General features: G+C 75.6%; 22 protein-coding genes. 17 read left to right on the forward strand and 5 right to left on the reverse strand.

The features are described from left to right. Both A6V29_RS20380 and A6V29_RS20385 read right to left on the reverse strand, forming a co-directional pair. On the reverse strand, positions 1–831 hold an 831-nt coding region (locus tag A6V29_RS20380), incomplete at its 3' end, for a DUF5667 domain-containing protein (protein WP_137162013.1). A 112-nt stretch (positions 832–943) separates the two neighbouring features. After that, entirely contained in the window at positions 944–1,684 is a 741-nt protein-coding gene (locus A6V29_RS20385) for a sigma-70 family RNA polymerase sigma factor (RefSeq protein ID WP_137162014.1), read from the reverse strand. A 198-nt stretch (positions 1,685–1,882) separates the two neighbouring features. On the opposite strand from A6V29_RS20385, the gene A6V29_RS20390 reads away from it, so the two are divergent. The 15 genes from A6V29_RS20390 to A6V29_RS20460 all read left to right on the forward strand — a co-directional run bounded on the left by A6V29_RS20390 (position 1,883) and on the right by A6V29_RS20460 (position 16,687). Beyond that, positions 1,883–3,565: an AMP-binding protein gene (locus tag A6V29_RS20390; protein ID WP_137162015.1), complete on the forward strand. Its 1,683-nt coding sequence runs from the start codon at positions 1,883–1,885 to the stop codon at positions 3,563–3,565. Then, positions 3,555–3,803 carry a glutaredoxin family protein gene (locus A6V29_RS20395; protein WP_249933382.1) on the forward strand — a complete coding sequence of 83 codons (249 nt, stop codon included), beginning with the start codon at positions 3,555–3,557 and terminating at the stop codon, positions 3,801–3,803. The genes A6V29_RS20390 and A6V29_RS20395 overlap by 11 nt, the downstream gene beginning before the upstream one ends. Positions 3,804–4,060: 257 nt before the next feature. Next, complete coding sequence (locus A6V29_RS20400) at positions 4,061–4,726, forward strand: redox-sensing transcriptional repressor Rex (RefSeq protein WP_137162017.1); 666 nt, start codon at positions 4,061–4,063, stop codon at positions 4,724–4,726. Continuing rightward, entirely contained in the window at positions 4,723–6,084 is a 1,362-nt protein-coding gene (locus A6V29_RS20405; RefSeq protein WP_137162018.1) for a glutamyl-tRNA reductase, read from the forward strand. Before A6V29_RS20400 ends, A6V29_RS20405 begins: the two co-directional genes overlap by 4 nt. After that, complete coding sequence (gene hemC / locus A6V29_RS20410) at positions 6,081–7,055, forward strand: hydroxymethylbilane synthase (RefSeq protein WP_212719693.1); 975 nt, start codon at positions 6,081–6,083, stop codon at positions 7,053–7,055. Before A6V29_RS20405 ends, hemC begins: the two co-directional genes overlap by 4 nt. 130 nt (positions 7,056–7,185) lie before the next feature. Continuing rightward, a complete protein-coding gene (locus A6V29_RS20415) occupies positions 7,186–8,730 on the forward strand; it encodes a uroporphyrinogen-III synthase (protein ID WP_137162019.1) in 1,545 nt (514 codons plus the stop codon). Further along, positions 8,727–9,734 carry a porphobilinogen synthase gene (hemB, locus tag A6V29_RS20420; protein WP_170977988.1) on the forward strand — a complete coding sequence of 336 codons (1,008 nt, stop codon included), beginning with the start codon at positions 8,727–8,729 and terminating at the stop codon, positions 9,732–9,734. The genes A6V29_RS20415 and hemB overlap by 4 nt, the downstream gene beginning before the upstream one ends. A 4-nt stretch (positions 9,735–9,738) precedes the next feature. After that, a complete protein-coding gene (mce1N, locus tag A6V29_RS20425) occupies positions 9,739–10,233 on the forward strand; it encodes a transport-regulating membrane protein Mce1N (RefSeq protein WP_137162020.1) in 495 nt (164 codons plus the stop codon). Beyond that, positions 10,230–11,561 (forward strand): glutamate-1-semialdehyde 2,1-aminomutase, encoded by a 1,332-nt coding sequence (gene hemL, locus A6V29_RS20430; RefSeq protein WP_137162021.1) that lies wholly within the window; start codon positions 10,230–10,232, stop codon positions 11,559–11,561. Before mce1N ends, hemL begins: the two co-directional genes overlap by 4 nt. A gap of 37 nt (positions 11,562–11,598) precedes the next feature. Next, a complete protein-coding gene (locus A6V29_RS20435) occupies positions 11,599–12,234 on the forward strand; it encodes a histidine phosphatase family protein (protein WP_137162022.1) in 636 nt (211 codons plus the stop codon). Further along, positions 12,231–12,806 carry a TlpA family protein disulfide reductase gene (locus A6V29_RS20440; RefSeq protein WP_137162023.1) on the forward strand — a complete coding sequence of 192 codons (576 nt, stop codon included), beginning with the start codon at positions 12,231–12,233 and terminating at the stop codon, positions 12,804–12,806. Before A6V29_RS20435 ends, A6V29_RS20440 begins: the two co-directional genes overlap by 4 nt. A 1-nt stretch (position 12,807) precedes the next feature. Then, positions 12,808–13,629: a cytochrome c biogenesis CcdA family protein gene (locus tag A6V29_RS20445; RefSeq protein ID WP_137162024.1), complete on the forward strand. Its 822-nt coding sequence runs from the start codon at positions 12,808–12,810 to the stop codon at positions 13,627–13,629. A 76-nt stretch (positions 13,630–13,705) separates the two neighbouring features. Continuing rightward, positions 13,706–15,307: a cytochrome c biogenesis protein ResB gene (resB, locus tag A6V29_RS20450; RefSeq protein WP_249933383.1), complete on the forward strand. Its 1,602-nt coding sequence runs from the start codon at positions 13,706–13,708 to the stop codon at positions 15,305–15,307. Continuing rightward, a complete protein-coding gene (gene ccsB / locus A6V29_RS20455) occupies positions 15,297–16,259 on the forward strand; it encodes a c-type cytochrome biogenesis protein CcsB (protein ID WP_137162025.1) in 963 nt (320 codons plus the stop codon). The genes resB and ccsB overlap by 11 nt, the downstream gene beginning before the upstream one ends. A gap of 77 nt (positions 16,260–16,336) precedes the next feature. Then, on the forward strand, positions 16,337–16,687 hold the full coding sequence (locus A6V29_RS20460) for a hypothetical protein (protein ID WP_137162026.1): 351 nt from the start codon (positions 16,337–16,339) through the stop codon (positions 16,685–16,687). An 11-nt stretch (positions 16,688–16,698) separates the two neighbouring features. Here the strand turns inward: A6V29_RS20460 and A6V29_RS20465 are convergent, their stop codons facing one another. After that, positions 16,699–16,920 carry a hypothetical protein gene (locus A6V29_RS20465; RefSeq protein WP_137162027.1) on the reverse strand — a complete coding sequence of 74 codons (222 nt, stop codon included), beginning with the start codon at positions 16,918–16,920 and terminating at the stop codon, positions 16,699–16,701. 119 nt (positions 16,921–17,039) lie between these two features. On the opposite strand from A6V29_RS20465, the gene A6V29_RS20470 reads away from it, so the two are divergent. Together A6V29_RS20470 and A6V29_RS20475 are read left to right on the forward strand one after the other, a co-directional pair. Then, positions 17,040–17,468 (forward strand): Lrp/AsnC family transcriptional regulator, encoded by a 429-nt coding sequence (locus A6V29_RS20470; protein WP_212719695.1) that lies wholly within the window; start codon positions 17,040–17,042, stop codon positions 17,466–17,468. Then, on the forward strand, positions 17,461–17,790 hold the full coding sequence (locus A6V29_RS20475) for a DUF4229 domain-containing protein (RefSeq protein ID WP_137162028.1): 330 nt from the start codon (positions 17,461–17,463) through the stop codon (positions 17,788–17,790). The genes A6V29_RS20470 and A6V29_RS20475 overlap by 8 nt, the downstream gene beginning before the upstream one ends. Before the next feature lie 3 nt (positions 17,791–17,793). On the opposite strand, the gene A6V29_RS20480 is transcribed toward A6V29_RS20475, so the two are convergent. Together A6V29_RS20480 and menE are read right to left on the reverse strand one after the other, a co-directional pair. Next, positions 17,794–18,666 (reverse strand): 1,4-dihydroxy-2-naphthoate polyprenyltransferase, encoded by an 873-nt coding sequence (locus A6V29_RS20480; protein WP_137162029.1) that lies wholly within the window; start codon positions 18,664–18,666, stop codon positions 17,794–17,796. After that, positions 18,666–19,790 carry an o-succinylbenzoate--CoA ligase gene (gene menE / locus A6V29_RS20485; RefSeq protein WP_137162030.1) on the reverse strand — a complete coding sequence of 375 codons (1,125 nt, stop codon included), beginning with the start codon at positions 19,788–19,790 and terminating at the stop codon, positions 18,666–18,668. Before menE ends, A6V29_RS20480 begins: the two co-directional genes overlap by 1 nt. Positions 19,791–19,810: the final 20 nt, after the last annotated feature.

Here is a 19,810-nt window from a genome sequence, read left to right on the forward strand (position 1 = left end):
CGTCGGGGGCGCTGGTGCCGGGGGTGCCGGGGCGCACGGCACGGGCACCGGCCCGAGCGCGTCGGTGCCGGAGGTGGCCGGTCCCGTCGCGCACGCCAGCGAGCCGCGGAGCTGCTCGACGCGGGCGGTGACCTGCGCCAGCAGCACCAGGGAGGCGTCGACGTCGTCGATCGCGGCCGCCGGCACCTCGGCGCGCGCCGCGCCGAGCTGCGCGGACTGCTCGTCGGTCCAGCCCGCGAGCCGGTCCAGCGGTGCGCCGTCCTCGGTGTCGACGGCGCGGCCGGCCAGCCAGGCGGCGCCCTCGGCCGTCAGCTCGTCCATCGTCGCGAGCGTGGACTCCGCGAGCTCGGCGTCGTCGTCGAGCCGGGAGAGCTCCTGCAGCCGGGTGCGGGCGTGGTCGAGCAGGACCTGGCCGCGGGAGTCGCCCGCCAGCGCCAGCTGGGTCTGCTCCGTGCCGCGCTTGAGGGCGTAGAGCGCATCGCCGGGGCGGGCGTCGGTCGAGAACGCCACGAGCGTGGCCAGGGCGGTCACCGCCATGGCGGCTCCGGCCAGGCCCGCGGTCATGCGCGTCCGCCACGCGGACGCGGGCAGGTCCGGAGCCCGGACGGCGAGCAGCCGGCGTAACCCTCGGGGCCGGACCGGCTCGGGCGAGCGCACGGCGGCCATCGCGACCAGTCGCTGGCGCGTGGCCATCCGGAAGGCGGGATCGGGCTCGACGTCGAGCTCCGGGGCCAGCTGCTCGAGCAGGGCGACGACCTCGGGGCCGGCCCGGTCGTCCCCACGCAGGGCAGCACGGCGGGACGGCGCCGTTCCGCTCTCGTGCGTGGTCACGGCGTTCCTCCGGTGGTGAGAGCGTGGTGTCCGCTTCTCGGCACACCGCGCTGCAGACGGCTCAACGACGCGCCGGGGCACTCGGTTACGGCCCGCGCGGGCGACGTCGCTCTCATCGCAGTCCCTCCGGCAGCATCCCCGCCAGCCGCCGCACGGCGCGGTGCTGCAGCGCCTTGATGGCGCCGTCCTTCTTGCCCATGATCTCGGCGGTCTCGGAGACCGAGAGGCCGTGGATGAAGCGCAGCACGATGCACTCCTGCTGCTCGCTGCCCAGTTGCTGCACGCACTCGAGCAGCTGCCGGTTGGTCAGGTGGGAGATGACGGCGTCCTCCGGGCTGTCGGTGGCCCGGTCGGCGTCCCGCATGTCGGCGGTGGCGACCTCCAGCCGGTACCTGCTGCTCTTTACGTGGTCGAGGACGATGTTGCGGGCGATGGTCACCAGCCACGCGCCGACGTCGCGACCCTGGAAGCTCAGCGAGTCGATGCGGCGCAGCGCCCGCACGAAGGTCTCGCTGGTCACGTCCTCGGCGGTGGCGCGGTCACCCACGCGGTTGTGGACGTACCGGTAGACCAGCGTCACGTAGTGGTCGTAGAGCAGGCCGAACGCCTCGGCGTCGCCCTCCTGGGTGCGGCGCACCCAGCCCCACACGTCCGGCTCTCCGGCCGCGGGCGCCGGCGGGGCCGTCTCCGGTGCCGTGTCGGCGACGACGTTGGGCTCGGCGGCCACCGGCGCGGGCAGCGCCTCGGTGTTCGCCCGGGGATGGGGCGTGGGGCGCGGATGCGGACGGGGGCGCGGCCGCGGACGCGGGGCAGCGGCGGGAGCCGGCTGCTCGGCGTCCAGGGGGTGCGCCATTGCGGGCTCGGACCTCCTCGTCGGCCCGCGGACCTGGACCGTCTCCTCCCCGTCGGACACGGCGCTTCGCGGGCGCGTGAGCTGCGGGGCTCGCTCCATGGTGACAACATCGCCTCTGCCCGTCCACGCCAACACCGACGGAGGCACCGACCGGGGGTCGCCCCGGCGGCGCGTTCCGCCTGCGCTCACGGAGGAGATGTGCCCGACCAGGAGGCAGGGAGGTCCCTGGCCGCACTGGCGCGGGCCGCGGCCCGCCAGCGCCCGGACGCACCGGCCGTGATCACCCGCGACCAGCGGCTGACCTGGGCCGAGCTGGACGCCGCCGTCGACCGGGCGGCCGCCGGGTACGCCGAGCGGGGGCTCGCCGTCGGGGACCGGGTCGCGGTGCAGCTGCCGAACTCGGTGGCCTGGCTGCGGGCCGTGCTGGGCGCGCTGCGCGCCGGGCTCGTCGTCGTCCCCGTCAACACCGCCTACACCGAGCCCGAGCTCGAGTACCTGCTGACCGACTCCGGCGCCGCGCTGCTGGTCGCCCCGACCGCCCGCGACGAGCTGGCCGGCGTCCCGGTGTGCCCGGGGCCGCCCGACGCCGACGGCCCGCCGCCGGCGGTCGCCGACGACGACGACGCGCTCGCCTTCCTCTGCTACACCAGCGGCACCACCGGCCGGCCCCGCGGGGCGATGCTCACCTCCGGCGCGCTGCGGGCCAACCAGCAGCAGTGCCTGGCGATGACCCCGCCGCCGGTGCGCCCGGACGACCGCGTGCTCCTGGTCCTGCCGCTGTTCCACGTCTACGGCCTCAACGCCGGCTTCGGCCTGGTCGCCGCCACCGGTGCGTGCGCCGTGCTCGAGGAGACCTTCGACCCGAGCGCCTCGCTGGCCGTCATGGCCGAGGAACAGGTGACCGCGGTGCCCGGCGCGCCGCCGATGTACCAGGCGTGGCTGGCCCTGGCCGACGCTCAGGGGAACGACGCCCAGCTGCGCCGCGGCTTCGCTGCCGTGCGGATCGCCTCCGCGGGCGCCGCGCCCCTCCCCGAGGAGGTGTGGACCGCGATGCGCGACAGGGCGGCCGTCACCGTGTGGGAGGGGTACGGGCTGACCGAGGCCGCGCCGGTCGTGGCCAGCACCCTCGCCACCGGCCGCCCCAAGCCGAGCTGCATCGGTGGTCCGCTGCCCGGGGTGGAGCTGACCCTGCGCGACACCGCCGCCCACGGCATCGAGGACGAGACGGCCGACGCGGACGGACCCGGCGTGGCGGCCGAGCCCTCGGCCGACGAGGCCGGCCGGGACCTCCACGACCTCGACGAGGAGCAGGGCGAGGGGGACGACGAGGGCCCGGGCGAGCTGTGGATCCGCGGGCCCAACCTGTTCTCCGGCTACTGGCCGGACGGAGCCGACGGCCCCGACGACGAGGGCTGGCTGGGCACCGGTGACCTCGCCTACCGGGACACCGACGGCGACTACCACCTGGTCGACCGCCGCAGCGACCTGATCCTGGTCAGCGGCTTCAACGTCTATCCCGCCGAGGTGGAGCGGGTGCTCGACACTCACCCCGCGGTCGCGGAGAGCGCCGTCATCGGCGCGCCCGATCCCCGCACGGGCTCCGCGGTGCGGGCCGTGGTCGCGCTGGTCCCCGGGGCGCAGGTCTCCTTCGAGGAGCTGCGGGACCACGCCGCGGAGTCGCTGGCCCGCTACAAGGTGCCGACGTCGGTGCACTTCCTGCCCTCGCTGCCGCACTCCCTGACCGGCAAGGTGAGCCGCGCCCGCTTGCGCGAGCTCGGTCTCACCGCCGCGGAGACGGATGCCGGGACGGATGCGGAGACGGATGCGGAGACGGATGCCGGGACGGGTTCCGGGTCGGAGGCCGAGTCCGGTGACGGGTGAGCCGGCCCGCCTGCGGCTGCTGACCAGGTCCGGCTGCCACCTGTGCCAGGTCGCCGAGGAGACGCTCGAGCGGGTGGCCGGGGAAGCGGGCCTCGCGGTCGAGGCCGTCGACGTCGACGCCGACCCCGAGCTGCAGTCGGAGTTCGGCGACCGCGTGCCGGTCGTCCTGCTCGACGGGCGCGAGCACTCCTACTTCACCGTCGACGTCCCCCGCCTGCGCCGCGACCTGGGGATGTAGGAGGACGACCCCGAGCGCCCCGTCCACGGGTCGCCCGGGGAGCCGGGGACGTGGTTCTCGCCACACGGCCACCCGTTCGGGCCGGTCAGGGGGCCGCCGCGTCCTCGGGAACTTTGTTCCGGCGTTCACAAGCGGCTACCGTGGGGCTGCGCGGGCGCCTCCGGGTGCCCGCCCCGTTCCTCGTCGTCGTTCCGCGTGTCGTCGCACCGCCCCGGTCCGCCCGGGCCCGGGCGCGCGGCCGCTCTGGAGAGCCCGTGATGCAGTCGCGGCCCCGGACCATCCCGGAGGCCACCGTCGCCCGCCTGGCCGTGTACCTCCGGGTGCTGTCCACGCTCGCCGACGGCGGCCGGACCACGGTGTCCTCGGGCGAGCTGGCCTCCGCCGCCGGGGTGAACCCCGCCGGCCTGCGCAAGGACCTCTCCCACCTCGGCCCCTGCGGCGTGCGGGGCGTGGGCTACGAGGTGGCGTCGCTGCGCGACCGCCTCGCGCGCGTGCTCGGCGTGGAGCGCGCCCGCGCCTGCGTCCTCGTGGGCATCGGGAACCTCGGCTCGGCGCTGGCCGACTACGCCGGGTTCGGGACGCGCGGCTTCGACTTCGTCGGCCTGTTCGACGCCTCGCCCGCCCGTGTCGGGCAGCAGATCGGCGCGCTCACCGTGCGCTCGCTCGACGACCTCGAGGACGTCGTCGCGGCCACCGGCGCCTCGATCGGCGTCATCACCACGCCGGCCGAGGTCGCCCAGGGCGTCTGCGACCGGCTGGCCGCGGCGGGCGTGCGCAGCATCCTGAACTTCGCGCCGGTTCCCCTCGTCGCGCCGCCCGGCGTCGACGTCCGCAAGGTGGACCTCTCCGTCGAGCTGCAGGTGCTCGCCTTCCTGGGCCAGCAGCGCCTGGCGCCCGCCTCGTCCGTGGAGGAGTCGGCATGAGCCTCCTGGCCGTGGGCATCAGCCACCGCACCGCTCCCGTCGCGCTGCTCGAGCAGTTCGCGATGGGTGACGACGACCGCGTGAAGGCGCTGCACGAGCTCGTCGAGGGCGACCACGTCGCCGAGGCGCTGGTGCTCGCCACCTGCAACCGCGTCGAGGTGTTCGCCGAGGTCGACCGCTTCCACGGCGGGGTCACCGACGTGAGCCGGGTCCTCGCCCGGCAGGCCGGTGCCTCGGTGGAGGAGCTCTCCCCGTACGTCACCGTCCACTACGAGGACCAGGCCGTCACGCACCTGTTCACCGTCGCCGCCGGGCTGGACTCGATGGTCGTCGGCGAGACCCAGGTGCTCGGCCAGCTGCGGGCGGCCTACGCGCTGGCCCGGGCCCAGGGCACCGTCGGCCGCGCCCTGCACCCGATCGCCCAGCGGGCGCTGCGCGTCGGGAAGCGGGTGCACGCCGAGACCGGCATCGACCGGGCGGGCGCCTCCCTGGTCTCGGTGGCCCTGGACCGTGCCGAGGCCCGGATCGGCGACCTCGCGGGCCGGCGCGCCCTCGTCGTGGGCGCCGGCTCCATGGGCGCCCTGGCCGCGACCACGCTGGCCCGCCGCGGCGCCGACGTCGTCATCGGCAGCCGCACGCACGCCTCCGCCCAGCGTCTCGCCGCCACTCTCGGCGGCCGCGCCGTCGAGCTCGCCGACGCCGACGAGGAGCTGGTCACCGCCGACGTCGTCGTCTCGTGCACCGGCGCCACCGGTGTCGTGGTGACCACCGAGTCGGTCGCCGCGGCCATGGCACGGCGCGACGGTCGCGAGCTCGCCGTGGTCGACCTGGCGCTGCCCCGCGACGTCGACCCGGGCGTCGCCGCACTGCCGGGCGTGCACGTGGTCGACCTCGCGCTGCTGCAGGGCGAGCGGAGCGCGCTGGACGGCGGGCCCGCGGCCACGAGCCCCGTCGCGGCCGACGACATCGCCGCTGCGCACGCGCTGATCGAGTCCGAGGCGGCGCTGCTGCGCGCCGAGCAGCAGGCCGCCGCCGTCGCGCCCACCGTCTCCGCGCTGCGCAGCCAGGCCGCCGAGGTCGTCGACGCCGAGCTGCTGCGGCTCTCGACCAGGCTGCCCGACCTCGATCCCCGCGCCCGCGCCGAGGTGGCCCGCACCGTGCGCCGCGTCGTCGACAAGCTGCTCCACGAGCCCACCGTGCGGGTCAAGCAGCTCTCCGCCGGGCCCGGCGGCACCGACTACGCCGGCGCGCTGCGCGCCCTGTTCGGCCTGGGCATCGACGCCGACGTCGACGGCGCGACGACCAGCCTGGCCGACGCCGTCACCGTCGACCCCGACCGGCAGGGAGGTGCCGCGTGACCGCGCTCGGTTCTCCCTCCGCGCCGACGTCCACCGGCGTGCTGCGGCTCGGCACCCGTGCCAGCACGCTGGCGCACACGCAGTCGCAGGGCGTCGCGGACGCCATCACCGCGGCCACCGGCACCCCGGTGCAGCTGGTGCACATCACCACCGAGGGCGACCGCTCCCGGGCGGCGATCCAGCAGCTCGGGAGCACCGGCGTCTTCGTCGCCGCGCTCCGCGACGCGCTGCTGGCCGGCGAGGTCGACCTCGCCGTGCACAGCTGCAAGGACCTCCCGACGGCTCCGCAGCCCGGGCTGATCCTGGCCGCCGTACCCGGTCGGGAGGACCCGCGCGACGCGCTCGTGGCCCGCGACGGGCTCACCCTCGGCGAGCTGCCGCCCGGCTCGCGGGTCGGCACGGGCGCTCCCCGCCGCGTGGCGCAGCTGCGCGCGCTCGGCCTCGGCCTGGAGGTCGTGCCGATCCGCGGCAACGTGGAGACCCGCCTCGGCCGCGTCGCCGGTTCGGCCACGGGCCCGGGTGACCTGGACGCCGTCGTGCTCGCCCGGGCGGGGCTCTCCCGCATCGGCCTGCTCGACGTCATCACCGAGACCCTCGACCCCTTGCAGGTGCTTCCCGCGCCGGCCCAGGGCGCCCTCGCCGTCGAGTGCCGGACCAGCGACGCCCGCACCCGCGAGCTGCTCGGCCGGCTCGAGGACCCGATCACCCGCGCCTGCGTGCTCGCCGAGCGGACGACGCTGGGCACGCTCGAGGCGGGCTGTAGCGCGCCGGTCGCCGCCTACGCCGAGGTGGCCGACGGCGAGGACGGCCTCGAGCTCTACCTCCGCGCGTCGGTGACCGCGATCGACGGCAGCGACGGCATCCGCGGCTCGCTCACCGGACCTCTCGCCGACGCCGCCGCCCTCGGCCGCGCGCTCGCCGAGGACCTGCTCGACCGCGGCGCGGTCGAGCTCATGGCGGTCGAGAAGTGACCGAGCTTGCGAGGTCACCGATGGACGCAGCACCCCCGGGCGCGGGCCGGGGAGCGCTAGCGAGCCGGACCGTGACCGCCTCCCAGACCCAGCAACAAGTGGCCCACCGGGCCAGGATCAGGAGCACGCGATGACGCGCTTCCGCAAGACCGTCGGCAGCGCCGGCCGGGTCGTCTTCGTCGGCGCAGGGCCGGGTGACCCCGGCATGCTGACAGCTCGCGCCACGGCGGCGCTCGGCGAGGCGGCGCAGGTCGTCGTCGACGCCGAGGTCCCCGCCGCCGTCCAGGACGCCGTCCGCGGCATCAACCCGGATGCGGAGATCGTGCCCGCCGAGGGCGAGCCGGCCGAGGTGGCCAAGGCCGCCGTGGCCGCCGCCAAGGGCGGCGCCGTGGTGGTCCGCCTCGTGGCCGGCGACCCGTACACCGACGACGCCGCGATCAAGGAGGTGCAGGCCGTCGGGCGCACCTCCGTGGGCTTCGACGTCGTCCCCGGCGTCGCCCCGGTGACGGCGGTCCCCGCGTTCGCCGGTGTGGCCGCGGGCAGCACCGCGCTCACCGCTGACCTGCGCTCCGGCGTCGACGTGGGCGCGCTGGCCGGCGCGGCCGCCGCGACCGGCGGGACGCTGGTGCTGCGGGCCGCCGCCGAGGAGCTGCCCGACGCCGCCGCCCGGCTGGTCGAGGGCGGGCTGTCCGGCGGCACCCCCGTCGTCGTCACCACGAATGGCTCGAGCACGGCGCAGAAGAGCGTCGTCGCCAAGCTGTCGGCGGTCGCGGAGAAGGCCGCCGGCCTGGACTCCGTCACCGGCCAGGTCGTCGCCACGATCGGCCCCGCCGTCGACAAGCGCGCCCGGATGTCCTGGTGGGAGAGCCGCCCGCTGTTCGGCTGGCGGGTCCTGGTGCCGCGCACCAAGGACCAGGCCGCCGCGATGAGCGACCGGCTGCGGGCGTACGGCGCCGTGCCGGTCGAGGTCCCGACGATCGCCGTCGAGCCGCCGCGCAGCCCCGCGCAGATGGACCGTGCGGTCAAGGGCCTGGTCACCGGCCGCTACGGCTGGATCGTGTTCACCTCGTTCAACTCGGTGAAGGCGGTGCGCGAGAAGTTCGCCGAGCTGGGCCTGGACGCCCGCGCGTTCGCCGGGGTGAAGGTCGCCTGCGTCGGCGAGCAGACCGCTGACGCAGTCCGTGCCTTCGGCATCGAGCCGGAGCTCGTGCCCACCGGCGAGCAGTCCAGCCAGGGCCTGCTGGTCGACTTCCCGGAGTACGACGACGTGCTCGACCCGATCGACCGCGTCCTGCTGCCGCACGCCGACATCGCCACCGAGGTGCTCGCCGCGGGGCTGGTCGAGCGCGGCTGGGAGGTCGACGACGTCACCGCCTACCGCACGGTGCGCGCCGCTCCGCCGGCCGCGAGCGTCCGCGAGGCGATCAAGGGCGGCGGCTTCGACGCGGTGTGCTTCACCTCGTCGAGCACCGTGCGCAACCTGGTCGGCATCGCCGGCAAGCCGCACGCCAAGACCGTCGTCGCGGTGATCGGCCCGCAGACCGCGGCCAGCGCGCAGGAGTTCGGGCTGCGCGTCGACGTCCAGCCGGAGACGGCGGCCGTCGTGCCGTTGGTCGACGCCCTGGCCGAGTACGCGCTGTCGCTGCGCGAGGCGGAGGACGGCGAGGGCGCGTGAGCTCCGGCGCGGTGGGCGGGACGAACCCCGGCTTCGCGCGCGGGCGCCGGCTCCGGTCGACGCCCGCGCTGCGGCGGCTGACCGCGCAGACCCGGGTGGCCCCGGCCGATCTGGTGCTGCCGGTGTTCGTCAAGGAGGGCATCGCCGAGCCGGTGCCGATCGGCTCGATGCCCGGCGTCGTCCAGCACACCCAGGACTCGCTGCGGAAGGCCGCCCACGAGGCGGCCGAGGCCGGCATCGGCGGGCTGATCCTGTTCGGCATCCCCGCGGACAAGGACCCCGTCGGCTCCCAGGCCGACGCCGCCGACGGCGTGGTCAACGTGGCGCTGCAGAACCTGCGGGCCGACCTGGGCGACGAGCTCGTCCTCATGGCCGACCTCTGCCTCTGCGAGTTCACCGACCACGGGCACTGCGGCGTCGTCACCCCGGCGGGGCTCGTCGACAACGACCCCACGCTGGACCGCTACGCCGCCGTCGCCATCGCCCAGGCGCAGGCCGGCGCCCACCTGGTCGCCCCCAGCGGGATGATGGACGGCCAGGTGGCGGCCATCCGCGCGGGGCTGGACGGCGCGGGCTTCTCCGAGCTCCCGATCCTCGCCTACGCCGCCAAGTACGCCTCGGGCTTCTACGGCCCGTTCCGCGAGGCGGCCGAGGGCGCGCCGCAGTTCGGCGACAGGTCGACCTACCAGATGGACCCGCCCAACGCCGACGAGGCGCTGCGCGAGGTGCGCCAGGACCTCGCCGAGGGCGCCGACGCGGTCATGGTCAAGCCGGCGCTGCCCTACCTGGACATCGTCGCCCGGGTCGCCGACGCCGTCGACGTGCCGGTGAGCGCGTACCAGGTGAGCGGCGAGTACGCGATGGTCGAGGCGGCCGCCGCGAACGGGTGGGTGGACCGCGAGCGGGCGATCCTCGAGACGCTCACCGCGATCCGCCGGGCCGGCGCCGGGCAGGTGCTCACCTACTGGGCCGTCGAGGCCGCACGGCTGCTGGCCCGCGGGTGACGTGATGGTCGGGCCGCGGGAGGTCTACACGGAGCCCGGAGGGTCCTGGCGGCCGCTGTGGCTCGTCCTCGGCGCGCTGGCGCTGTTCCTGGTGCTCGACCTCGCCCTTCCCGGCCGCGACGTGCCGGCCGTCCTCTGGGTGGTCGCCACCGCGGGCGTGCTCGGCGTCGTGGCGATCGGGTGCCTGTCGGCACGGCGGCTCTGGACCGTCCGCGTCGACGACGACGGCCTCGCCGTCGGGCGCGAGACGGTCCGCTACGCCGACGTCGACCTCGAGCACCTGCTCGCCGTGGACGCCGGGGTGGACGCGGGCGCGCCCGTGCTGGGCGGCGGCTGGTCGCTGCCCCGGGGTTGCACCGGCCTGCCGCTCCGGCTCACCGACGGCCGCACGGTGCTCGTGCCCACCCGCGATCCCGCGCCGCTGTACGAGGCGCTGGTGGGCAGGGTCACCGACGCCGCCGACGAACGCACAGGAAGAGAAGGGACACTGGGTCCGTGACCTCGCCGGACAGCTCCTCCTTCCCGTACGAGGCCCCGATCTCGGCGGCGCTCTTCGACCGCGGCCGCGCCGTCATCCCGGGCGGGGTGAACAGCCCGGTGCGGGCGTTCCAGGCCGTGGGCGGCACGCCCCGGTTCATGGTCGAGGGGTCCGGGCCGTGGATCACCGACGCCGACGGGCGGCGCTACGTCGACCTGGTGAGCTCCTGGGGTCCGCTGCTCCTCGGCCACGCGCACCCCGCCGTCGTCGAGGCCGTCACCGCGGCCGCCCGCCGCGGCCTGACGTTCGGGGCGCCCACCGAGGGCGAGGTGGACCTGGCGGAGGAGATCCGCGCGCGGATGGCGCCCGTGAAGCGGGTGCGGCTGGTCAACTCGGGCACCGAGGCGGTGCTCTCGGCGATCCGGCTGGCCCGCGGCGTCACCGGCCGCCCCGTCGTCGTGAAGTTCGCCGGCAACTACCACGGCCACGTCGACGCGCTGCTGGCCTCGGCCGGCTCCGGCGTCGCCACGCTCGGCCTGCCCGACACCCCGGGCGTGACCACCGGCGCGGCCGCCGACACGGTGGTGCTGCCCTACAACGACCTCGCCGCCGTCGAGGCGGTCTTCGCCGAGCGCGGCCCGCAGATCGCCGCGGTGATCAGCGAGGCAGCGGCCGGCAACATGGGCGTCGTGCCGCCGGAGCCCGGCTTCAACGCCGGGCTGCGCCGGATCACCGCCGAGCACGGCGCGCTGCTGGTCCTCGACGAGGTCATGACCGGTTTCCGGGTCTCGCGCTCCGGCTGGTACGGCATCGACCCCGTCGACGCCGACCTGTTCACCTTCGGCAAGGTGATGGGCGGCGGGATGCCGGCGGCGGCGTTCGGTGGCCGCGCCGACCTGATGGAGCACCTCGCGCCGGCCGGGCCGGTCTACCAGGCGGGCACGCTCTCGGGGAACCCCGTCGCCGTCGCGGCCGGGCTCACCACGCTGCGGCACTGCACCGACGAGGTCTACGCGCACTGCGACGAGGTGTCGGCGGTGCTCCGCGGGGCCGCCGGCGCGGCGCTGTTCGCCGCCGGCGTGCCGCACCGCGTGCAGCAGGCGGGCAACATGTTCTCGATCTTCTTCGTGCCCGACGAGCGCCGGGTGCGCGACTACGACGACGCCCGCACGCAGGAGGTCTTCCGCTACCGGGCGTTCTTCCACGCCATGCTGGCCCGCGGCGTGTACCTGCCGCCCTCGGCGTTCGAGTCCTGGTTCGTCAACGCCCAGCTCACCGGCGAGGCGCTGGACCGCGTGCTCGAAGCGCTGCCGGCCGCCGCCCGCGCCGCCGCGGAGGCCACCCCATGAGGGCGGAAATGGCCATTTCTGCCCTGGGGGTGGGGGCGTGAGCGAGCGGACGACGGTGCACCTGCTGCGGCACGGCGAGGTGCACAACCCCGGCAAGGTGCTCTACGGCCGGCTGCCGGGCTTCCGGCTGTCGACCACCGGCGAGGCGATGGCGCTCGCGGCGGCCGAGTGGTTCGCCGGGCACGACGTCACCCACCTGGTCTCCAGCCCGCTGGAGCGCGCGCAGCAGACGGCCCGCCCGCTGGCCGGCGCGACCGGGCTGGACGTCGCGATCGACGACCGGCTGATCGAGGCCGGCAACGCCTTCGAGGGCATGGTCGTCGGCGGGCCGGGCGGGGTGTTCCGCGCGCCGCGCAACTGGTGGCTGCTCCGCAACCCGTTCCAGCCCTCGTGGGGCGAGCCCTACGTGGAGATCGCCGCGCGGATGCTGGCCGCGGTCGAGGCCGCGCGGGACGCCGCCCGCGGGCACGAGGCCGTGCTGGTCAGCCACCAGCTGCCGATCTGGACGGTCCGTCTGCACCTGGAGGGCCGTCGCTACCTGCACGACCCCCGCCGGCGCGAGTGCGCCCTGGCCAGCGTCACCTCGGTGAGCTACGACGGCGACAGGTTCGCCGGGATCAGCTACGCCGAGCCGGCCGGCGCCACCGATCCCGATGCGGTGCCGGGCGCATGAGGCGCGTCGTCCTCGCTCTCCTCGGGAGCGCGCTGCTGCTGGCCAGCTGCTCGACCGGCTCCGACCAGGTCGCGGTCAACAACGGCGGGGAGTTCCGCTTCGTCGAGGCCACCCCCGCCGGCGAGGTCATCCCGCCCGGCGAGCGGGCCGCCGCGCCGGAGTTCTCCGGCACGCTGCTCGACGGCGAGCAGTTCTCCTCCACGGAACTCGACGGTGACGTCGCCGTCCTCAACTTCTGGGCGCACTGGTGCGGGCCGTGCCGGCTGGAGTCGCCGGAGTTCCAGGAGGTCTACGAGGAGGTCCGCGCCGACGGCGTGCAGTTCCTGGGGCTGAACGTCAAGGACACCCAGCGGCTGGCGGAGGCCTTCGTGGAGCGGCACGGCCTCACGTTCCCGTCGCTGTTCGACCCCCGCAGCGAGGTGACGCTGGCCTTCCGGGACTTCCCGGCCACCGCCATCCCGTCGACGATCGTGCTCGACAGGGAGAGCCGGGTGGCGGCGGTCTATACCGGCGTCGTCACGCAGGACGACCTGCGGGCCGTGATCGACAGCATCCTGGCGGAGGAGGGCTGACGTGGGGGAGACCTTCGCCGACCTCGTCGTCGACGGGCCGCTCCTGGTCGCCGGGGCGGTCGCGGCGCTCGTCGGCCTGATCAGCTTCGCCTCGCCCTGCGTGCTGCCCCTGGTGCCCGGCTACCTCTCCTACGTCACCGGGCTGGTCGGATCGGGCGCCCGGCCGGTGGCCCCGGCTCCCTCCGGCGCGGGCGCGGGCGCGACCGCGGTGGCGGTGCGCGCCGACGACCGGGCTCCCCGCGGGCGCATGGTGCTGGGCGCGCTGCTGTTCGTGCTCGGGTTCAGCGCCGTCTTCATCACCTTCGCGACGGCGTTCGGCGGGCTCGGTCGGCTGGTCCTCCAGCACGCGCGCACCGTCGACGTCGTCTTCGGGTTGATCACCGTCGTCGTCGGCCTGGCCTTCCTCGGCTGGCTGCCGCTGCTGCAGCGCACCAAGAAGCTCTCGATCCGCCCGACCGCCGGCCTCGCCGGGGCGCCGCTGCTCGGCGTCGTCTTCGGCGTCGGCTGGACCCCCTGCCTCGGGCCGACCCTGGGCGCGGTCTACTCGCTGGCGATCAACGAGGGCTCGGCCGGGCGGGGCGCGCTGCTCGGGGTCGCCTACTGCCTCGGGCTGGGCGTGCCGTTCGTGCTGGTCGCGCTCGGCGCCCGCTGGGCGGTCGGGGCGACCGACTTCCTGCGCCGGCACGCCGCTGCGGTCACCCGCATCGGCGGCGCCGTCCTGGTCCTCATCGGGCTGCTGCTGCTCACCGGCGCCTGGTCGGAGATGATGCGCTGGCTGCAGGGGTGGCTGGCGGCCAACGGCCTCGCGGAGACGTCGCTGTGAGCGGACAGCGGCGGGAGCATCGCAGCGAGGAACGAGCGAGGAGCGGACCGGCGCGCGGGAGCGAACGGAGAGCATCGTGACGACCACCGCTCCGGCGCCGCCCGCGGCGCCGACCCCGCCCGCGCGCCCGTCCGTGGGCCGCCGGATCACCGGGGTGCTCCTGCACTGGTGGCGCCGGCTCACCGCGATGCGCACGGCCATCGTGCTGCTGTTCCTGCTGGCGCTGGCCGCGGTGCCGGGCTCGCTGCTGCCGCAGCGCTCCCTGTCGCAGTCCAACGTCCGGCAGTACTTCGCCGACCACCCGGACCTCGCGCCGATCCTGGACCGGCTCTACCTGTTCGACGTCTTCAGCTCGCCGTGGTTCGCCGCGGTGTACCTGCTGCTGTTCATCTCGCTCATCGGCTGCGTCGTGCCCCGCGCCCTCGAGCACTACCGCTCCCTGCGCTCGGCGCCCCCGCCGGCGCCGCGCAACCTGCTCCGGCTCCCCGACTCGGGCACGACGCCGACCGGGCTGGCACCGGACGCCGCGCTCGACGTCGTCGAGGAGGAGCTCCGGGTCCGCCGCTACCGGGTCGTCCGCCGGGAGGGGGAGGTCTCCGCCGAGAAGGGTTACCTCAAGGAGACCGGCAACCTGGTCTTCCACCTCTCGCTGGTGGCGCTCCTGCTCGGCCTGGCCGGCGGGAAGCTGTGGGGGTACGAGGGCAGCATCCTGGTCACCGAGGGGCAGGGGTTCTGCAACTCCTTCCAGCAGTACGACACCTACTCGGCCGGCCCGCTGATCGACAGCAGCGACCTCTCGCCCACCTGCGTGGACCTCGAGGCGTTCCGGGCCGAGTACGAGCCCGACCTGACCGCCTCCTCGTTCACCGCCGACATCCGCTACGGCGGCCCGGGCGAGGAGGGGCGGCCCACGACCATCGGCGTCAACGACCCGCTGCGCTTCGAGGGCGACCGGCTCTACGTCACCGGGCACGGGTTCAGCCCGACGTTCAGCGTCACGCTCCCCGACGGGACGGCGTACGAGGACATCACAGTGCCCTTCCTGCCCTCGAACCTGCAGACGATGGCCAGCGAGGGCGCCCTGAAGCTGCCCGACGTGGGCGCCGCCAGCGACGAGCAGCTCGCCCTCGAGGGGTTCTTCGCGCCCACCGGCCTCGTGCGGGACGGGGTGCTCACCTCGATCGACCCGCGCCCCCTGGACCCGCAGGTCGCGATCGTGGCCTACCAGGGCTACCTGGGCCTGGACTCCGGACTCCCGCAGTCGGTGTACTCGCTCGACGCCCGCCAGATCGAGCGCGGCAGCCTGACCGAGGCGGGTGCGGCCAACCTGTCCCCGGGGGAGTCCCTGACCCTCGACGACGGCACGGTGATCACCTTCAGCGGCGTCAAGGAGTTCGCGGCGATGCAGTACTCGCACGACCCCGGGCAGGTCTGGGTCCTGGTGTCCTCGATCGCCCTGCTCGCCGGCCTGCTCGCCCTGCTCCTGCTCCGGCGGGAGCGGGTGTTCGCCCGGGCGGCGCCCGCTTCCGACGGCGGCGGTACCGTGCTGACGCTGGCCTCGCTGACGCGGGGCAGCGGCGAGAGCGCACCCCGGTTCGCCGACCTCACCGATGACCTGAGGGCTGCGCTCGCCGCCCGCACCGCCCCGGACCCGGAGGGATCCCCGCGTGACTCCTGACCAGTCGCTCCTCGACCTGTCGGACACCTTGTTCTCGGTCAGCGTGGCGCTGTACTCCGTCGCGCTCGTCGCGTTCTGCGCGGAGCTCGCGTTCGGCCGCTCCCGCGCCGCCCGCCGCGAGCTCGTCGCCGCCGGGAACGGGCCGGCCGTCGACGTGTCCGCCGACGCCCCCGCCGACGGCGCCCCCCGCCGGGCGGAGCGGCTCGGCGTCCTGGGCCTCGGGCTGACCGTCCTCGCCGCGCTGGCGCACGCCGGCGTGCTCCTGTTCCGCGGGCTGGCCGTCGACCGGCTGCCCTGGGCCAACATGTACGAGTTCGCGACGGCGGTCGTGCTCGTCGCCGTCGTCGTCTACCTCGTGCTGGCGGTGCGCTCGCCCGCGGTGCGGCACATCGGCGTCTTCGTCCTGGCCCCCGTGGTGCTCGGCATGGTCGGGATCGGCCTGTTCCTCTACGTCGAGGGCGGCCCGCTGATCGCGGCGCTGCGGTCGAGCTGGCTGGCCATCCACGTGAGCGCCGCGATCATCGGCTTCGGCATCTTCCTGGTCAGCGGGATCGCCAGCGTGCTCTACCTGATCCGCCAGAAGGACGAGCAGAAGCCGGCCGAGGAGCGGGGGAGCGGGTTCGTCTCGCGGCTGCCGGACTCGTCGGTGCTCGACCGGCTGGCGCACCGCACCGCCGTCTTCGGCTTCCCGATCTGGACTTTCGCGGTCATCGCCGGGGCCATCTGGGCGGAGAGCGCCTGGGGCCGGTTCTGGGGCTGGGACCCCAAGGAGACCTGGTCGTTCATCGCCTGGGTCGTCTACGCCGGTTACCTGCACGCCCGGACGACGGCGGGCTGGCGCGGCCGGCCGGCCGCGTGGGTCAACGTCGTCGGCCTGGCCGTCATGATCTTCAACCTGACGTTCGTCAACCTGGTCTCCAGCGGCCTGCACAGCTACGCCGACGTCGGCTGATCGCTGGCCTCCCGTCGGACCGCCGTGCTTCCATGCAGGCATGTCCGAACCCCGTCGGCCGCGCTCCGGAGGTCTGCATGGGTAAGCACTCCGCGGCAGACCCCTCGGGGGTGGATCCGCTCGTGGCGGCCGCCCTCGCGGCCCGCATCCCCGGCACGCGGCAGCACGCCGAACCCGAGCGGCCCGGCCGCGAGGGGGAGGTGGGCTGGCCCGGGCCGCCGCGCGAGGGCGAGAGCCCGGGCTGGCCGGACGAGCCGGAGCCGGCCCGCGACGAGGAGCGGACCGGTGGCGAGGAGCGGACCGGTGGTGGGGAGACCGGCGGCGGTCAGTCCATGACCGGCGACGTCGGCCGGGTCGTGCACGAACCGCTCGTCAGCCGGCCCCGTCGGGGGTGGCGCCGGGTGCTCGGGGTGAGCCCCGCGGCTTGAGCGCCGGGGCCTCAGGTGGGGGAGCCGTCGTCCCGGCGGGTGCGGCGCTCGAGCTCCCGGAGGAACTCCGGGTCGTCGTCCGGTGCGACGGGACGGGTGGGCCGCTGCGGACGCGGCGGCCTCGGCGGGCGGGGCGCGCGCAGACCGCCGCCCGGGCTGCCCGGGTTGGCTGCCGCTCGCATGACCAGTGCGATCACCACGATCGCGACCACGAGCACCACCAGGAAGATCACGGTCCCACCCCCTCGTCCGCACCCAGCGTACGACCGCGGCGATACTCGGGGGGAATCGAGCACACGGGGACCGGTGGGACACCGGTCGCCGGGAGGACGGAGACGCCGCCATCGACGCCGTGGACCGGCACCTGATCGAGCTGCTGCGCGCCAACGGCCGGGCCAGCTACGCCGAGCTCGCCCGGCAGGTCGGCCTCTCCTCGCCCGCCGTGACCGAGCGGGTGGGCAAGCTCGAGGCCGCCGGGGTCATCACCGGGTACCGGGCCGTCGTCGACCCGGCGTCGGTGGGCCTGGACGTCACCGCGCTCATCGGCGTCATCGAGAGCGACTCCGTGGACGACACCGGTCTCGAGGCGGCGATGCGCGAGGTCGCCGGGATCGAGGACTGCTGGCGGGTGGCCGGCAGCGAGGGCTACGTGCTCAAGGTGCGTGTGGCGGACATCCCGGCACTGGAAGCCACCGTCAACGCGTTGAACCGCATCAGAGGGGTGGCGCGCACCCGCACCACCGTCGTGCTGTCGACGAAATGGGAGGGCCGGCATGGCTGAGCAGGACCCGGCACGGGCCGGACGACCGATGACCCCCGCGGGCGGGCCGGCGACGCCGCCGAGCGTGCTGCCGTGGCTGGTCATGTACACGGTGGGGCGGCTGGGCATCTTCGCCGCCCTCACCCTGGTGCTGCTGTGGGTCGGCCTGCCGCTGTTCACCAGCATGCTCTTCGGCCTGCTGCTGTCCATGCCGATCGCCTACGTGCTGCTCCGTCCGTCGCGGGAACGGCTCAACGAGGGGCTGGTCGCCCGCCAGGCGGCCCGCCGGGCGGAGAAGGAGCAGCTCCGCTCCCGGCTCAGCGGCGAGCAGCCGCCCGCCTGACCCTCACCCGCTCAGGGCCAGACCGGCGCCCAGCAGCACGCCGGTGACCAGCGTGAGCCGGCCGGTACCGGCGAGCGCCCCGATGAGGGCCGGGCCGCGCCCGCCGCCGAGCACCGTCCGCACGGGGCCGACGGCGAGCGGCACGGCGAGCAGGGTGAGCAGGACCGGCGGCCGCACGATGCCGACGGCCACGACCACGAGCCCCGCGACGACGATCAGCCCGGCGAACAGCAGCCGGGTGGCCCGCTCGCCCAGCAGCACGGCGAGGGTGCGCTTGCCGGATCGGGCGTCGCCCTCGATGTCGCGCAGGTTGTTGACCACGAGGATCGCGACGATCAGCAGGCCCACGGGGACCGAGACGGCGAAGGCCAGGCCCGGCAGCGTGCCGGTCTGCACGTACGTGGTGCCGACGACGGCGACCAGCCCGAAGAAGACGAAGACGAAGACCTCGCCCAGCGCCCGGTAGCCGTAGGGGATCGGCCCGCCGGTATAGGTCCAGGCGGCGAGGATGCAGACCGCGCCCACTGCCACGAGCCACCAGCTCGACAGGGCGGCCAGGGCCAGCCCGGCGACCGCCGCGACGGCGAACGAGAGGACGGCGGCCCGCAGCACCGCCTCGGCCGAGGCGGCTCCGCTGCCGACCAGCCGCATCGGGCCCACCCGGTCGGCGTCGGTGCCGCGCCTGCCGTCGGAGTAGTCGTTGGCGTAGTTGACCGCGACCTGCAGGGCCAGCGCCACGACCAGGGCCAGCAGCGCCGGGCCGGGCCGGAAGCCGTCGAGGGCGGCCGCCGCGCCGGTGCCCACGAGCACCGGTGCCACGGCAGCCGGCAGCGTCCGGGGGCGGGCGCCGGCCAGCCACTGGGTGGGGGTGGCCATCAGACCTCCGGGATCAGGGCGGCGACCGCGCGGCGGTCCGGCTTGCCGGTGTGCAAAGTGGGGACGGCGTCCAGCAGGTGCACCTGCCGGGGGGCCGAGGGCGGGCCGAGCCGCTCGCCGACCCAGCGGCGCAGCTCGGTCGGCTGGGGGACGCGACCGGCGGTGGGGACGACGGCGGCGACCACCCGCTGCCCCCACTCCGGGTCGGGGCGGCCCAGGACGACGGCGTCGGCGACGTCGGGGTGCTCCCGCAGCACCGCCTCCACCGCCGCGGGAGCCACGTTCACCCCGCCGCTGATCACCACGTCGTCGAGTCGCCCCAGCACGCTGAGCCGTCCGTCGGCCTCGATCCGGCCGGCGTCCCGGGTGCGGAACCAGCCGCCGGCGAACGCCGCCGCCGTTCCCTCGGGATCGAGCCGGTAGCCGGAGGCGAGGACGGGTCCGCCGAGCTCGATGTCCCCACCGTCGGTCACGCGCGCTCGGACGCCGTCCAGCGGCACCCCGTCGTAGACGCACCCACCGGCGGTCTCGGTCATGCCGTAGGTCGTGACCACGCGGACGCCGGACCCCCGTGCCCGGTCCAGCACCGCCGGATCGGTGGCCGCACCGCCGACGAGGATCGCGTCGAAGCTGCGCAGCGCGTCGGGCTCGGCGTCCAGGAACCGGCGCAGCTGGGTGGGGACCATCGAGGTGTACCGGCGCTCCCCGGCGGGCAGTCGCGCGACCGCTGCCGCCAGGGGCTCGCCCTTCGCCAGCACGACGGCGGCGCGGCCGGCGAGCTCGCTGCGGGCCAGCACCTGCAGCCCGGCGATCGCCGACACCGGCAGGGCGAGCAGCCAGCTGCCCGGCCCGCCGAGCCGGGCGAGGGTGGCGGTCGCCGAGGCCCGGATCGCGTCCGCGGACAGGAGCACCCCGCGGCCGGAGCCGGTCGACCCCGAGGTCACCACCACGAGGTCGGCGCCGTCCTCGAGCGGCTCGTCGGGGCGGAGCACCGCTCGGGCCGCGTCGACGGCCGCGGCCGGGCCCGCGGGGAGGACGGCCAGCGGCCGGTCGCCGTCGAGCGCCGCGCGCACGTCGGCCTGCGTCAGCTCGGCCGCCGGGACGAGGGTGAGGTGCCGGGCCACGAGGGTCGAGCGTACGGCCG

This window comes from Blastococcus sp. CCUG 61487 (assembly GCF_005222955.1).
Classification (GTDB): Bacteria; Actinomycetota; Actinomycetes; order Mycobacteriales; family Geodermatophilaceae; genus Blastococcus.